Annotated in this window: 12 protein-coding genes; 9 read left to right on the top strand and 3 right to left on the bottom strand. The window is 41.2% G+C overall.

The features are described from left to right. Positions 1 to 291 precede the first annotated feature (291 nt). On the top strand, positions 292 to 2,832 hold the full coding sequence (locus DW862_RS14850; RefSeq protein ID WP_049702462.1) for a hypothetical protein: 2,541 nt from the start codon (positions 292 to 294) through the stop codon (positions 2,830 to 2,832). Between the two features lie 437 nt (positions 2,833 to 3,269). Here DW862_RS14850 and DW862_RS14845 read toward each other — a convergent pair whose 3' ends face one another. Continuing rightward, positions 3,270 to 4,769, bottom strand: coding sequence for an L-lactate permease (locus tag DW862_RS14845; protein WP_008025629.1), 1,500 nt, complete (start codon positions 4,767 to 4,769; stop codon positions 3,270 to 3,272). A 512-nt stretch (positions 4,770 to 5,281) separates the two neighbouring features. On the opposite strand from DW862_RS14845, the gene DW862_RS14835 reads away from it, so the two are divergent. The 5 genes from DW862_RS14835 to DW862_RS14815 all read left to right on the top strand — a co-directional run bounded on the left by DW862_RS14835 (position 5,282) and on the right by DW862_RS14815 (position 12,664). Then, positions 5,282 to 6,826 (top strand): acyl-CoA carboxylase subunit beta, encoded by a 1,545-nt coding sequence (locus DW862_RS14835; RefSeq protein ID WP_004314805.1) that lies wholly within the window; start codon positions 5,282 to 5,284, stop codon positions 6,824 to 6,826. 57 nt (positions 6,827 to 6,883) lie between these two features. After that, complete coding sequence (gene accC / locus DW862_RS14830; protein WP_008643568.1) at positions 6,884 to 8,395, top strand: acetyl-CoA carboxylase biotin carboxylase subunit; 1,512 nt, start codon at positions 6,884 to 6,886, stop codon at positions 8,393 to 8,395. Between the two features lie 29 nt (positions 8,396 to 8,424). Beyond that, a complete protein-coding gene (locus DW862_RS14825) occupies positions 8,425 to 8,949 on the top strand; it encodes a biotin/lipoyl-containing protein (protein ID WP_008025626.1) in 525 nt (174 codons plus the stop codon). 87 nt (positions 8,950 to 9,036) lie between these two features. Further along, positions 9,037 to 11,388: a PAS domain-containing protein gene (locus DW862_RS14820; protein ID WP_120069036.1), complete on the top strand. Its 2,352-nt coding sequence runs from the start codon at positions 9,037 to 9,039 to the stop codon at positions 11,386 to 11,388. A gap of 232 nt (positions 11,389 to 11,620) precedes the next feature. Continuing rightward, the gene (locus DW862_RS14815) at positions 11,621 to 12,664 is read left to right on the top strand and encodes a site-specific integrase (RefSeq protein ID WP_120069032.1); all 1,044 of its coding nucleotides are present in this window, start codon (positions 11,621 to 11,623) and stop codon (positions 12,662 to 12,664) included. Positions 12,665 to 12,863: 199 nt separating this feature from the next. Here DW862_RS14815 and DW862_RS14810 read toward each other — a convergent pair whose 3' ends face one another. Both DW862_RS14810 and DW862_RS26180 read right to left on the bottom strand, forming a co-directional pair. Then, positions 12,864 to 13,118: a hypothetical protein gene (locus DW862_RS14810; protein WP_120069029.1), complete on the bottom strand. Its 255-nt coding sequence runs from the start codon at positions 13,116 to 13,118 to the stop codon at positions 12,864 to 12,866. A 124-nt stretch (positions 13,119 to 13,242) separates the two neighbouring features. Next, positions 13,243 to 13,455 (bottom strand): hypothetical protein, encoded by a 213-nt coding sequence (locus DW862_RS26180; RefSeq protein WP_133304328.1) that lies wholly within the window; start codon positions 13,453 to 13,455, stop codon positions 13,243 to 13,245. A gap of 38 nt (positions 13,456 to 13,493) precedes the next feature. Here DW862_RS26180 and DW862_RS14805 point away from each other — a divergent pair, with 38 nt between their 5' ends. The 3 genes from DW862_RS14805 to DW862_RS14795 are packed head-to-tail and all read left to right on the top strand — an operon-like array spanning position 13,494 to position 16,417. Further along, a complete protein-coding gene (locus DW862_RS14805) occupies positions 13,494 to 13,868 on the top strand; it encodes a hypothetical protein (protein WP_120069026.1) in 375 nt (124 codons plus the stop codon). 36 nt (positions 13,869 to 13,904) lie between these two features. Further along, positions 13,905 to 15,284: a DUF3575 domain-containing protein gene (locus DW862_RS14800; protein ID WP_120069022.1), complete on the top strand. Its 1,380-nt coding sequence runs from the start codon at positions 13,905 to 13,907 to the stop codon at positions 15,282 to 15,284. Beyond that, positions 15,281 to 16,417, top strand: a complete 1,137-nt coding sequence (locus DW862_RS14795) for a DUF5119 domain-containing protein (RefSeq protein ID WP_243636495.1) — start codon at positions 15,281 to 15,283, stop codon at positions 16,415 to 16,417. Before DW862_RS14800 ends, DW862_RS14795 begins: the two co-directional genes overlap by 4 nt. Positions 16,418 to 16,471 lie beyond the last annotated feature (54 nt).

The raw sequence follows: 16,471 nt of genomic DNA, 5'->3' as shown, positions 1-16,471 counted from the left end.
CAATATTTTGATATATCAATAATGTTGAGAGTTCATTGTTTTTCATTAATGTAAACATATACAGAAGTTTTTTTCTATAAATATGATACCTGGATATATCTCTGTGGAACTAAGCGCTTCTTTAATAGTGGTTTATTTAAAAATAGGAGAGATGCTAGTTATGATTATTTCTTCTTGGAGAATAATTTTGAAAAAAAAATGAATATTAAAGGTGTTAAGCTTATTGTAATTTGATATTTTATTTTAAATTTGCATTCAATTCTTTGATTAGAAACACACAAATAAAATATTATGAAGTTGTCATCTTGCCATATCATAGCTATAATAAGTATACTTTTCTTATCATCGACCTTATACGGGCAAGGATTAGAATTTAAAGGGAATGATTATCCCATTGATGAGCGTACATCTTATAATGTTTTTAATGATACACCTATTCAGTTTTCGGATAAGTTTAATATAAGTTTTGAAATGTCATTAACGCGTCCTTCTCGTTTAGGTTATATCGTTAGGATAAAGAATGAAAATAATAAGATTTATAATTTATCTTATTATAACGATGGTATATTCTCTGTGTTTAAACTAAACGAAGAAGGAAAGAATAGTCTTATTGCTGCCAAGTTTGAGACTAAGGATTTAGTAGCATCTCGTTGGTTTCAAGTATCGATGGAATTTGATTTACAAAAAGATTCTTTATGTCTTGCAATCAAACAACAAAAATTTTTTGTACACAACCTTGAGTTACCTTCTAAATGGACTCCAGACATATATTTTGGAAAGAGTGATTATATGATTGATGTGCCAGTTTTCTCAATAAGACAACTTATAATTTCTGATGATAAACAACAGTACAATTTTCCCTTAGATGAAAGTGAAGGAGAGGAGGTTTACTCTATTGAGGGAAAAGTATTCGGACAAGTTAGTAATCCGAAATGGCTTATAAATGAGTCTTATAATTGGGTACAGAAGTATAAGTTTACATCTTCTAGTGTAGCAGGCTATAATTTTGATGATCTTACGGATAATATCTACATATTTAATAAAGATACTCTTATTACCTATAATTTGTACTCGGGTGACGTAATATGTAATAGTCTTGCAAATAAGTGTCCTATCGATATTTTTCTGGGAACAAATTTTTGGAATAGTGGGGCTAATAAACTTTATGTATATGAAGTTCATGTAGATGATGCTGGCAAACCAACAGTTGCAACTTTGGATTTGCGAGCGAAAGAATGGACTGTAGTGAGTAATGAAAACTTACCCATGCAACTTCATCACCATAGTGTTGCTTATGATCGGGAGAATGAACGGCATTTCATATTTGGCGGTTTTGGAGACATATACTATAGTAAAGAATTGTATGTGTATAATTATAACAAAAACAGACTGGACTCGGTCGTTTTGAAAGGAGACCGGATAGAACCACGCTATTTTTCATCAATGGGATACCGTAAGGATGACAATTCTCTCTATATATATGGAGGTATGGGTAATGAATCAGGCGAACAAATAGTGGGACGTCAATATTTTTATGATTTACATAAAGTAGACTTGAACAATAACACGGTTTCCAAGCTGTGGGAAATACCATGGAATAGAGAAAACATAGTTCCTGTAAGAGAAATGGTTATTCAGGATGATTCTTATTTTTATACGCTTTGTTATCCGGAACATTGTTCTAATACTTATCTCAAATTATATCGTTTTGCATTCAAAGACGGAACTTTCCAAATATTGGGTGACTCTATACCTATACGTTCCGAAAAGATAAAAACGAAAGCTAATTTGTATTATAGTGACAAACTCAATAAACTCTTTGCGGTGGTTCAGGAATTTGACGACGATGATATATCTTCCAGTGTGGGTGTGTATTCATTGGCTTTTCCTCCGATAAGTCATGCGTCATTGAGTGCATACATACCTCACAGTAGAAATAGTGAATTTACTTTCCAAATATTGATAGCATTACTTATATTATTAGTTATAGTAATTATATCTGCTTTGATCTTTTTTATCAGACGTCGTTCCCATGAGAAACAAGGAGCAAATGATAAAAAAACTGTTATAAATCCAGTAAATGTAAAATGTTCCACTTCCTTGGAACAAAATTTAGTAAAAGCTAATAGCGTTTATTTGTTTGGGGAGTTTATGGTACGTGACAGGCAAAATAAGGATATAACCTATATGTTTAGTACCAAATTAAAACAGGTATTCTTATCAATTCTTCAATATAGCCCTAAAGGAGGTATCTCATCACAGAGGTTAAGTGAATTGTTTTGGCCCGGTAAATCTGAAGATAAGGTGAAAAATTCACGTGGGGTTGCCATTAATCATGTAAGAGGAATCTTAAAAGAAATTGATGGAATTGAACTTGTATATGATAAAGGTTTGTTCAGGATTGAATACACGGATGAATTTTATTGTGATTATCTTGCTTGCGTCAAACTTTTGATGATAAATAATACTGGAGGAAATGCGACAGAACTAATTGGAATTGTATCTCGCGGGAAGTTTCTTCGGTCAATTGATATGCCAGAGTTCGATTCTTTCAAAGGAAATCTTGAGCAAAAATTAGAACCGGTATTATTGATTGAGATCGAAAATTGTTTTAAAAAAGAAGCGTATAAGATAGTTGTTGCACTTTGTGAGAGTTTATTTTATATTGATCCTATAAATGATGAGGCTCTTTGTTATGCAATTCAGTCTCTGACAAAAATGAATATGGTAAATGAGGCAAAAGTGCAATATTTAAAATTCAGTGTCGAATATATGAATACGATGAATACAGAATATCCTTACTCATTTACCGATATACAAAAAAGAGTATGATGTTGTCCCCTTCATCTTTTGTTGTAAAGGCTGATAAATAGGTATATACAAGGTGAAGGATAGCTGATTCACCCGCCCTTTCCCCGTGTACTTGTTTGGTGAATATAAAGCTATGCTTTAGAGTATGCAAAGCATAGCTTTAGCCTACTTAAAGCGATGCTTTACAAAAATCAAAGAGTTTGTTTCAATCATTTAGCGTATTTAAAATAAATATCCCAATGTTTGTTTCAACTATCAGGAAGAAAAATAAATGCTATGAGCATACTGCATTTAGCTATAAGCATATTCCGATTTGCTATAATGAAATCGGGAGTGAACTCTTGGTGAAGGGCTGCCCTTCACCCGCAAACACCGATGAACAGGGAAAGGTGAAGGGGTGAAGGGATAAATGGCTTTTGCTTCATATCTCTATTTGTTCTTTATGCACTTTGGGTTTGTTAACTGAAAATATAAACAATAATTCCGGTAATCGCCACATACACCAACGCATAAGGAATAGCTGCTTTCAGTATTTCACCTTCTTTTCCTTGTTGGTTTCCCGCAGAAGTAGCAATGGCAATACTTTGTGGAGAAATAATCTTACCACCTGTAGCACCTACTGTATTTGCAGCGGACAGCCAATCCGGACTGACATGAATTTGCCCTGCAACACTTGCTTGCAACTTTCCGAAAAGAATATTGGAAGAGGTGTCGCTTCCGGTGATAAACGTTCCCAGACAACCGATGACCGGAGCAAACAGTGGATACAAACTTCCCGTAGCCGTAGCCAGTGCCGTGGCAATTACAGCAATCATTCCGGCACTATCCATAATTGTGGATAATCCCACAAGGCAGATCACGGTGATGAATGTTTTCTTTAATTGCTTCACTGTATTCCAAAGAACGATGAACAGGTCTTTTACTTTAGCTCCTTGAATCAATCCACCGATAAAAGTTCCGATGAAAAGCAATACTCCGGCATGAGTCAGCCAGGAAATGGTATAATTGACGGTGGAAGCATTGATGGGCAAACTGATTCGGGTTATCCAGTTATTCTCTAATGTATGACGCAATTCCGGGAAGAGGGGACTGGTCAGAATGATTAAAAATAGAATCAGCAAATAGATGCTCCATGCATTCAGTATATCTTTTGTTTTCAGATGGCTTTTCCGTGCTTTCTCTTTTTTAGAGGCAGTCAGTTTTCCATAAAGAACAATCACGATAATCGAAAGAATACTGCCGATAATGGCCGGAGATTCAGCACCCATATACTTGGCAGCCAGATACTGGCTGACTAAAGAAACTCCGCCTACTAATAAGGCAAGAAATATATTTTTGGGAAGCGATTTAAGTTTGGAGTCAGTAAGGAAAAGCAAAACCAGCGGAATCAGGAACATCAAAACGGATAACTGCAATACGACATTCGTGCTAAGATGCAATACATCCAAATTCGTTTCTTTGGCTAATACCAACACCGGAGTTCCGATCGCTCCGAAAGCGGTGGCTACACTGTTGGCAATCAAACTTACAGTTGCCGAAAAGATAGGCTTAAATCCCAGACTGATAAGAATGGCTGCCGGAATGGCAACTGCTGTCCCGAAGCCGGCCATCGCTTCCAGTAGTCCGCCGAATCCCCAAGTCAGTAATAACACCTGAATACTTTTATCGGTAGAAATGGAAGCGAATTGCTGTTTGATAATCTCCATCTTTTCTGTTTTCAACAATACGTTGTAACTGAAAATAGCCATCAGGATAATGATTAAGATAGGAGAGACGGCTTTTAACGCCCCATATAAAAAGGAGTAAAACAGATTGTCTACTGAAAAAGCGAAGCCGAAAATAGCAATCAGCATCGTCACGATCAGAGAAATGATACTACTTTTGTCACCCGGCATTTTAAAGAATGCCATTAATATAATCAACAGTAACACCGGAATAATAGCAAGGATCAAGGTCATAATTATCAGATTTAAAAAGTGGAACGTCGTTTATTATTGATATAACAAACAAACGTCCCACTTTGGTCGGTTGAATAAAAAGATTTTTCTATTTATTTCATCTTCACGCTAAGAATTTGTTGTAATTGTTTTAAGTTGGCCAGCGCAGCTTCGTTACCTAGCTTTGCTGCCTTTCGGATAGCTGTTGGCTACCTGATACATTTCGTTCAGACTAAGGTATTTCGGATTTTCCCGTATAATGATGCGACCTTGTTCAACATCGAAGTTGACAACGGTATAGGTTTTATTAAAAATGATAAGCGATAAACAGAAAAGCGGGGAAGTTTGTTGTCGCAACCTGCAAAAAAAGCTCCCTAAATAAATGGATAAAGATGTTTTAAGGCATAAATGCTAACATTTTCCACACATGAGGCGTTCATTATATAAAAGTACTTTGTGTAATCAATATGACAATGATTTCATATATTACTGTTTATTTTTACACACACATACAACTTTAATAACTACAGCCTATGAAAGAGCTTATTAACAACCTGGAAGAACTGAACAGGAAAGCAGAAAAAGGCGGCGGAGACGCTCGCATTGAAAAACAACATTCTGTGGGCAAACTGACCGCCCGTGAACGCATCGATTTATTATTGGAGAAAGGTTCGTTTATCGAACTGGATAAGTTGGTAACCCATCGGTGTACCGATTTCGGTATGGAAAAGCAGAAATTTGCCGGAGACGGGGTAGTGACGGGATATGGTATGATTGGCAAGCGCCTGGTTTATGTCTTTGCACAGGATTTCACCGTATTTGGTGGAGCTCTTTCGGAAACGCACGCTAAGAAAATTTGTAAAGTGATGGACATGGCTATGCAAATGGGAGCGCCTATCATCGGACTGAATGATTCGGGAGGTGCACGAATTCAGGAAGGGGTACGTTCTTTGGCCGGATATGCCGAGATATTCTTGCGCAACTCTATGGCATCCGGAGTGATTCCGCAGATTAGCGCGATCATGGGCCCATGTGCCGGAGGTGCGGTTTATTCTCCTGCATTGACAGATTTTATCCTGATGGTGAAAAACTCCGGTTATATGTTTATTACAGGACCGGATGTGGTGAGAAGTGTGACACAGGAAGAAGTCACTAAAGAGGAACTCGGCGGAGTAGGCGTACACATGACAAAGTCCGGTGTAGCCCATCTTTCTGCGGAGAATGATATTGAGTGTATTAATTATATTCGTGAATTGATTTCCTATCTGCCGGGAAATAATATGGAAGAGCCTCCGTTTGTAGCTACAAACGATTCGCCGACCCGCCTGACTCCGGAACTGGCTAATTTGATTCCAACCAATCCGAATCAGCCGTATAATATAAAAGAAATGATTGAAGCAGTGGCTGATGATAATAGTTTCTTCGAACTTCAGGCAGAATATGCAGCGAATATTGTGACCGGCTATATCCGGCTGAATGGAAAAACAGTGGGAGTGGTGGCTAATCAGCCATTGGTACTTGCTGGTACACTGGATATTAACGCATCTGTCAAAGCTGCCCGTTTTGTCCGCTTCTGCGATGCTTTCAATATCCCCTTGTTGACACTGGTAGATGTGCCGGGATTCCTTCCGGGAATCGATCAGGAATATGGCGGAATTATCCGCAATGGGGCAAAATTGCTTTATGCTTATTGTGAGGCTACAGTGCCGAAAGTTACGGTTATTACCCGCAAAGCATACGGTGGCGCTTATGATGTGATGAGCTCCAAGCATATCCGCGGAGATGTCAATCTTGCTTTTCCTACTGCCGAAATAGCTGTGATGGGACCGGATGGAGCTGTGAATATTCTTTTCCGTAAGGATATAGATAAGGCCGGAAACCCCGAAGAAAAACGGAAAGAACTTCAGGATGATTATCGCGGGAAGTTTGCCAATCCTTACCGGGCGGCGGAATTGGGATATGTGGATGAAGTGATTGATCCGGCAGTAACCCGTTTGCGATTGATTCGAAGTTTCGAGATGCTTGCCAACAAACGGCAGTCTAATCCTCCTAAGAAACATTCGAATCTTCCGCTTTAATAAGTTGAGAGTGGAGAGTTGAGAATGGAGAGTGTTCATTAAAAGAATAAAAAGATTATGATAAAGAAAATATTAGTAGCCAACCGCGGTGAAATAGCGATGCGAATCTTCCGTACCTGTCGGGTGATGAATATCTCGACGGTGGCTGTTTATACCCATGTAGACCGCGGAGCTTTGCACGTGCGTTATGCGGAAGAAGCCTATTGCATCTCTGAATCGCCTGAAGATACTTCCTATCTGAAGCCGGAATTGATATTATCCATTGCCAAAAAGACCGGAGCTGCTATTCATCCGGGATATGGTTTCTTGTCGGAGAATGCGGATTTTGCCCGTCGTTGTGAAGAAGAAGGAGTGATTTTTATCGGACCGAGTGCGGACATTATTTCCAAAATGGGAATCAAGACAGAAGCCCGTAAGATTATGCGTGAAGCAGGATTACCCATTGTTCCCGGAACCGAGACACCTGTGCAGGGGATTGATGAAGTGAAGAAAGTGGCCAATGAAGTAGGTTATCCCATTATGCTGAAAGCACTTGCCGGAGGTGGAGGAAAAGGAATGCGCTTGGTACGCACGGAAGAAGAAGTGGAAACGGCTCTTCGTTTGTCGCAATCCGAAGCAGGGACTTCCTTTGGCAATGATGCGGTATATATTGAGAAATACATCGAGAATCCCCATCATATCGAAGTTCAGATCATGGGAGATAAATATGGCAATGTGGTCCATCTTTACGAACGTGAATGTTCCATTCAGCGTCGTAACCAAAAAGTGATAGAGGAAAGTCCTTCTCCTTTTGTGAAAGAAGAGACGAGAAAGAAGATGTTGAAGGTTGCTGTGGAAGCCTGTAAGAAAATAGGATATTACAGTGCCGGGACATTGGAGTTTATGATGGATAAAGACCAAAACTTCTACTTCCTCGAGATGAATACCCGTTTGCAGGTAGAACATCCTGTGACGGAGGAATGTACGGGAGTTGACCTGGTTCGGGATATGATAACAGTTGCTGCCGGAAATCCGTTACCTTATAAACAGGATGATATTCAGTTTAGCGGAGCAGCTATCGAATGTCGTATTTATGCGGAAGATCCGGAGAATAACTTCATGCCTTCTCCCGGGGTGATTACTGTTCGTGAAGCTCCCGAAGGGCGTAACCTGCGTCTTGACAGTGCCGCTTATGCCGGATTTGAAGTCTCTCTGCATTATGACCCGATGATTGCCAAGCTATGTTGTTGGGGACGTACCCGTGCTTCTGCCATTTCCAATATGGCACGTGCTTTGCGCGAGTATAAGATTCTGGGAATTAAAACAACAATTCCTTTCCATCAACGTGTATTGAAGAATGCAGCTTTCCTGAAAGGCGAATATGATACAACGTTTATTGATACGCGCTTTGATAAGGAAGATCTGAAACGCCGTCAGAATACCGATCCGACGGTGGCTGTCATTGCTGCCGCAGTGAGACACTACGAACGGGAGAAAGAAGCGGCTTCCCGTGCCACAACGCTTCCGGTGGTAGGCGAATCGCTCTGGAAGTATTATGGTAAGTTGCAGATGACTGCTAATAATTATTGATGTAAGACTAAAAAATAACAGAACAGATTATGGGTACAACATTAGCTACATATTACGCCAAGCTCCAGGACATGCCGGATAGTGAATATAAGGTGGAAATACTGGAGGACGGACCAATCAAGAAGATTGCAGTCAATGGCAAAATATATGAGGTCGATTATAACATGGGTGGCGACTCTATCCATTCAATTATCATCGATCACCACTCGCATGGAGTGCAGATTTCTCCCTCTTCCAATAATTCATATACAATCATGAATAAAGGGGAGCTTTATCAGATTGAATTGCAGGGAGAAATGGAGAAGATACATAATGCCCGCACTGCTGCCGAGTCTGTGGGACGTCAGGTAGTACAGGCACCGATGCCGGGAGTAATACTGAAGACGTATGTAAAGAAAGGAGACAATGTGAAACGTGGCGATCCGCTTTGCGTATTGGTGGCAATGAAGATGGAGAATGAGATACGTTCGGTGACGGATGGAGTAGTCAAAGAGGTGTTTGTGGAAGATGGCATGAAGGTGGCATTGAACGACCGGATCATGGTAATTGAATGATTTTCAAAAAAAAACTGGCTTTTGCGTACTTATCTTCAAAAAAATATTTACTTTTGGCAGATAAGTACGCATTTATTCTGATATATCATGAACACCGAACAAAACCAAAAAGCACTATTAGAACAGCTGGAAGCGCTAAAGAAAGAAAATGAGCAGCTCAAAAAGGAGCTTTCTATTCTTAGGAATGAGAATATAAGTAATCGTCCCGTTAGTTTCAAAGAAAAATATGCTGTCAGGATTCTGGACTCTTTGCCGGATATGCTGACTGTCTTCAATCAGAACGAAGTAGGCATTGAAGTTGTTTCCAATGAAGAAACCAATCATGTCGGGATATCAAACAAAGATTTTAAGGGAATGTATATGCGGGAAATGGTTCCACCGGAAGCATATCAGAATATTCACTCCAATATGCGTCAGGCTGTCAGCACGGGAGCTGTTTCAACTGCCCATCATGAATTGGATTTTAATGGTGAACATCATCATTACGAAAATCGTATCTTTCCGTTGGATGAGGAGTATGTATTGATTATGTGTCGTGATATAACGGAGCGGGTGACCACGCAAAGGCAACTGGAGGTTTTCAAGAGTGTACTCGATAAAGTGAGTGACAGCATTCTTGCCGTATCGGAAGACGGGACATTGGTTTATGCAAATAAGCAATTTATAGAAGAATACGGAGTTACTCAACAGATGGGTACCCAAAAGATATATGATCTGCCCGTCTCTATGACAACAAAGGAGGCGTGGGAAAGACGTCTTCAGGAAATACGTGACAATGATGGCACTTTTGCTTATCGTGCTGCCTATATGCGGAAAGGTGAAGATAAAGAGCGGATGCATCAAGTATCTACATTTCTGATTCGTGAGAATAATGAAGAACTGACTTGGTTCTTTACACAGGATATTACTGATGTTATAAAGAAACAGGATGAACTTCGCGAACTAAATCTATTGCTGGATGGTATTTTGAATAATATCCCAGTCTATCTGTTTGTGAAAGACCCGGAAAATGATTTTAGGTATTTGTATTGGAACAAAGCATTTGCCGACCATTCAGGTATCTCGGCGTCTAAAGCGATCGGACATACGGACTATGAAGTATTTCCGAGTCATGGAGACGCAGAGAAATTCCGTAAGGATGATTTGGAATTACTTCAGACCCATAAGCGTATTGATATGCAAGAAACATATCTTTCCGCCAACGGGGAAGCGCGTATTGTACAGACGTTAAAGGCGCTTGTGCCGATGGAAGGACGCAAACCGTTGCTGATTGGTATCTCTTGGGATATTACTAATCTTCAGAATATTGAGCAGGAACTGATAAAGGCAAGGATTAAGGCAGAGCAATCCGACCGATTGAAAAGTGCTTTCCTTGCTAATATGAGTCATGAGATCCGGACACCCCTGAATGCAATTGTAGGATTCTCTCAATTATTGCCTGCTGCCGAAACTGCTGAAGAGAAAAAGCTCTATTCGGGTATTATCAATCAGAATTCGGATATTTTGTTGCAACTGATTAATGATATTCTGGATTTATCGAAGATAGAAGCCGGGACACTGGAATATATCAAGCGTCCAATGAATCTGGGAGAAGTTTGCCGGACAATTTATGCTGTTCATAAAGAACGTGTGAAAGAAGGGGTAACTCTTGTTTTTGATAATGAGGATGAGAATTTATTCATTGAGGGAGATCAGAACCGTATCATGCAGGTGATAACGAATTTCCTGACTAATGCGAGTAAATTTACGTATGAAGGAGAGATTCGTTTGGGTTTTGAGCGGACGGATAAAAATATTCGTGTATATGTGAAGGATACAGGAATAGGAATAGAACCGGAAAAGGTAGACCATGTCTTCGAGCGTTTTGTCAAACTGAACTCTTTTGCGCAAGGCACAGGATTAGGGCTATCTATCTGTCAGATGATTATCGAAAAGATTGGTGGAGAAATAGGGGTGACTTCTGAATTGGGTAAAGGCTCTACGTTCTATTTCACGATTCCTTATGAAGAAGCCGGAGAACTCGGCGAAATCTTTAAAATGTCAAAGACGGAATCTAAAGGAAATACTGTAAATCGTGTGCAACAGATCAAAAAGATTTTGGTAGCGGAAGATGTAGAAAGTAATTTCATCCTGCTGAAGAATCTGATCGGCAGGGAATATACATTGCTTTGGGCTAAGGATGGGGTGGAAGCCATTGAAATGTATAAGCAGTATCAACCGGACTTAATTCTGATGGATATAAAAATGCCACGCATGGATGGATTGGAAGCAACGCATATCATTCGTTCTTATTCCAAAGAGGTTCCTATTATTGCTTTGACGGCTTATGCTTTTGAAACGGATAAAGAATTGGCTTTGGAGATGGGATGCAATGATTTTGTGACTAAACCGGTTTCAAAAGAAGCATTGGAAAAAGCATTAGAGAAATTCTCTGTGTGATTGATTCGAATCTAAATATATGATGGAAGCAGTAGAATTTCAGATTTCGAATTCTACTGCTTTTTGTTTATACAGAGATAGGATAAGTTTACTATTTCTCCTCTTTTACAACTTTCCTTCTTCTTTTTCAATGGCTATTATACTCGGTCATCGTTTGGCATTCGTAAACCTTCTGCTTGGTGTAGCTGTTTGCTGGTAATACGTTTAATGCGGAAATAAAAATCAGAGTATTATGGATGAAAAAGAAAAAATTACAGAAGTGACCAAAGTCGTGGAGATGCCTGATTTGGTGTCTTATATGCAGTTGGTAATTGAACAATTGGAAAATGCCAGGAAGCGTCCGGCGGCACATACGTATACCTATGCGCTGCGATCCTTCACGTTGTTTTGGGGTGAGGGTATGCCGATACCGGTGGATAAAGTTTTCACTTCCGGCAAATTGAAGGAGTATGAGGAATGGATGAGGCGGGAAGGGAGGAAAAGGAAAGACGGAGAACCGAAAGGTTTAAGTCTGAACAGCATCTCTACCTACCTGCGGAATCTGAAAGCAGTGTACAACCGCCTTGTTGATGAAAAGCTGCTACCTTATGACTCCAAACTTTTCGATGATGTGTACACGAAAGTAGAATCACAGATCAAACGTGCCCTGGATACGGAGCAGATGAATGTGTTGCTGTATACCGATTTTGAGCAATTGCCGAAAGGGTTACAGAGTCCGTTGGTTCATTTCCGGTTGATGTTCTTGTTCCGTGGAATGCCGTTTATTGACCTCGCTCATCTTCGCAAGCAGGATGTGATAGGAAATTATATTATCTATAGCCGCCATAAAACAGGGCGTCAGATGACAGTTCGCATTCCCCAGGAAGCGGCATGGCTGATGGAAAAGTTTAAAAATACGAATCCTGGTTCCATCTACCTATTCCCGATCCTGGACGGACAAAGCAGCTATCTATCTGCACTTCGCAATTTCAACAGAAAGTTGGAGAAGATAGCAGCATTGTTGCTGCCGGACGTTAAGTTGAGTTCATACACACCACGGCATACGTGGGCTACCCTGGCATTCTACTCCGGTGTAAGTGTCGGCATTATTTGCAAGGCATTGGGGCATTCTTCTATTAAGGTAACAGAAACTTACCTGAAACCTTTTGAGAATGAACGGGTAGACGTAGCAAATGATGAACTGATAACCTCTGTTGCAAAATGTGGAAAGAAGAAAAAAGTAGCATCGAAAATACCTTGTAACAGGTTTGGACAGTGGTTGTTACTTACCAAGTAACGGATTTGTTACGCTGGCAAAGTTCAATATATTTTCTTATAAAACCAAACAAAAGTTATAAAATCTTCGGTTAACCATTAAATTATATCTATTTTCAAACACAATATCCCCATAACTTCATACCATATTATACTTCTGTTCGCTAACGGACACGAAACCTCTTTCCATCTTTGAACTGTCAAAAATGGACTGTACGGCTCTACACAAGAAATATAAAGTGATTTTTATCTGCCACCTGCCACGAAACGGCTGTAACTATCCGGTATAGAGTAAATTGCGCCGTTGCAGATAGCGTTGCAGATAGGTGGCAGATGCGGGTATCTGCCACCTGTCCGGAGCGTATCTTATTATCTGTATCTTCTTCTATGCCACCTTCCTTTCGGTTTCCGGCTTTGAAACTTTGGTTTCCTCGTTGGAAATTGTAGTTTCCACAGTAGGATACTGTAGTTTCCACGGTTGGATACTGGAGTTTCCATGGTAGGATACTAGAGTATCTTCATAGGGATACTGGATTCCCCATAGTAGTGGACCCGGCGTTCAACAGCTCTCCCCTGACTGTTTGCCTTATTGACACACTTCTAAACTCCTGTCGGACGCAAGTGTGGCAGATACCTGCATCTGCCACCTATCTGCCACACTATCTGCAACGCTCCAATTTGTTTTATATCAGATAGTTGCGACCGTTTTGTGGCAGATGGCAGATAAAATACACTTTTTATTTCTTGTGTAGAGAAAATAAATTCCGGAAACAGGCTTTCTGTTACTTGGTAAGTAATAAACTTCTTTTTCAATCCGTTACTTGGTAAGTAACGGTCTAAACAAAACAATTATGGTATTAACACAACTCACACAAACAGCTATCGCCATATTAAATGACATTACTTTACAGTCCGACACGCAATCGGCGAATATCTCTTTATCGTCGGAGGTGTGGAAAGAACTATTCCGAAAACTGGAATCCGGGGGATTAGTTCGTCGGTTACCGGGTAAAGAAGAATTTGTTCTTTCCTCCTACGAGATATGCCGCTCTATTCAGAAACTATCCTTACTTGAACTTCTGGCAATTATTGATGAACCTCTCCATTTTGAACGGCAGGTTTCTGAAACATCTTATTTTCATCACGGAGAGGGAGCCAAGAAACTGGGAATCCTTACCGAGGTGGTGCGTATATTCCTATCCGAAATAAAAATATCCGACTGGTAATTCAGCAAATCTCTTTCTTATGAAATCTTTGTTCTTATGAATAAGTTAATTGTATATATCAAACGTTTTACTGTCTGTTGCGGGCTATTATTCATTTTTCTGCTTAATAGTTACGCCCAACGTGATACCATTGGAGACAAATGTAGTCAGTCGATGGTGCTCTATTTTCGTTTTGACAGGGCGATAGTGGATAAGGGATATATGGGCAACAGCGAAACGCTCCATCATTTGGATGAAGTGCTTTCGGACAGTGCGTTAACCCACCGTATCGATTCTATCCGTATCCTGTCTTTTTCTTCACCGGAAGGTGACAGGAGCTATAACGAACGCCTGACCCGGAAGCGTTCTGTTGCCGTAAAAGGCTATCTGGTGTGGAAGTACCCGCATCTCGATCAACACCGCATCCATCTCCGCCCACAGGGAGAAAACTGGCAGGAACTCCGCCGTATGATAGCGGCTGATGAGAAACTGCCTAATCGGGACAAGGTGCTGCAAATAATGGACCATACCCCTGATGTGGACCGCTGCAAGAAGTTATTGCGGCAATTAGATGGTGGAAACTCTTATCGCTATATCCGCGACCATCTGCTGCGGTATCTGCGTAATGCTGCCGTATGTATGGTGTGGCTGCAACCGGATAGGCCGGATACATTGTCGACATCTGTTACTGAAAAAGACCGGTTGGTAAAGCAGGCCGAACAGGAACAAAGACGGCAGGAACAATTGCGACAGCAAGAGCAGGAACAACAAGAGCAGGAACAGTTACATCGGCAGGAACAGTTACAAGAACAACAAGAACAGTTGCAAGAACAACAAAAACAACAGCAACAGCAGCAATCAAACGCCCCGTTACTTAAAGAAAAACGTCCGTTTTTTGCTTTAAAGACCAACCTGTTGTTCGATGCCGCCCTGATGCCCAACATAGAACTTGAAATACCGATAGGCAAACGCTGGTCAGTGAACGCCGAATATATGTTCCCGTGGTGGCTATTCGACGGTGACAAATATTCCATGCAAATCCTTATGGGAGGTCTGGAAGGCCGCTATTGGTTGGGAAGCCATAAGAAACGCGAAAATAGTGAAGTGCTGACCGGGCATTTTCTCGGACTATATGCCGGAGGTGGCAAGTATGATCTGCAATGGAAGTACAACGGCTATCAAGGTGAATTCTTCATAGCTGCGGGTATCAGCTATGGCTGGGCGACACGCATAGCCCGTAATCTGCATTTGGAACTGAATATCGGTATCGGTTTATTGCGGACCGATTACCGTCATTATCACGTCCGCGACAATTACCAGACCTTGCTTTGGCAGGAGAACGGTAAATATACCTGGTTCGGACCGACCAAAGCGAAAATCTCGTTCGTCTGGTTGCTGAACCGTAAAGTGAAAGCAGGGAAAGGAGGTGTACGATGAACAGTGAACGATTCATACCTGGTGATGAACGGACCTCACTATTATTTGTCCGGATATGCGACAGGATAAATAATGGTATATATAAAAGGCCGGACGATAGGAGATGGATGATGTTTCTATGTTTGGTACTTCTTTGCCTAGTAGTTCTTTTTACGGGTTGCGAACGTCGCGCCCTCACCTATTACGAAGTGACGGAGCTTCATATCCTTGTCGATTGGAGCCAGTCCGGCCTGGCTGCCGAAGAAGAGAACTATGGTTCGACTATCCTCTTTTATCCGCGGGACGGTGGTGCTCCACACATTTTTCAGATGGGGGAACGCACTGGGGAAACCGTACGGTTGCCGATGGGGACTTATGATGCCATCATCTTCAACCGCTCTTTCAATGACTTTAGCAATATCGCCTTCCGTGGAGACAGTTATGAAACGCTGGAAGCGTATGCCCGGAAAGTGGAAACCCGCGTGGACGAAGTGACTCGTGTGGAAACACGTACCATCATCTCCTCGCCCGACGAACTGGCCGTCGCCACCCTCGAAGGCTTCATCGTGACGGAGGATATGCTAGGTAATTATAGCCAGACCACTTACGGGAGAACTGCTGCTTCCCGCACGGTGGAAGAGGAAACGGATGAAATTTATACCCTTCGCTTTGTCCCGAAAAAGTTGACTCGCAAGGTGGCTGCCGTGCTCCATATCGAAGGATTGAACAACATACGTTCGGCAACCTGCCGTTTGAGTGGAGTGGCAGAATCTATTTTCCTTGCCACCGGAAGGACGTCTGCCAACACTGTGACGCAGGAGTTTGAACCGTCGAATCCTGAATTTTATCCCGGTTCCCCTTTCAACGGTACACTAAGCTGTCACTTTGAGGTGTTTGGTCTCAATTACGCAGACAATAACAACCTGTATCTGGAAGCATTGCTCGTGGATGGGAAAACTGAATTCACCGGCGATTGTACCAATGTGAAGATCACAGAAAATGAAGATGGGACAGGAGTTATCACACTTATCCTGAAAGCCGATGCTACCGAAAAAGTACCGGATGTGAAGCCCGAAGGAGGTTCCGACTCCGGCTTCGATGTGGATGTGGACGGATGGGGAGACGACATCCATACCGATATTCCCATCAACTGATAAATGGAACAAATACGCAATAAACTTATATATGTATAATCACTTAAAAAAACA

It is taken from the genome of Bacteroides sp. AM37-9, from assembly GCF_003603455.1.
Taxonomy (GTDB): Bacteria; Bacteroidota; Bacteroidia; order Bacteroidales; family Bacteroidaceae; genus Bacteroides; species Bacteroides xylanisolvens.
This window is presented reverse-complemented; position numbering and strand designations above follow the sequence as displayed.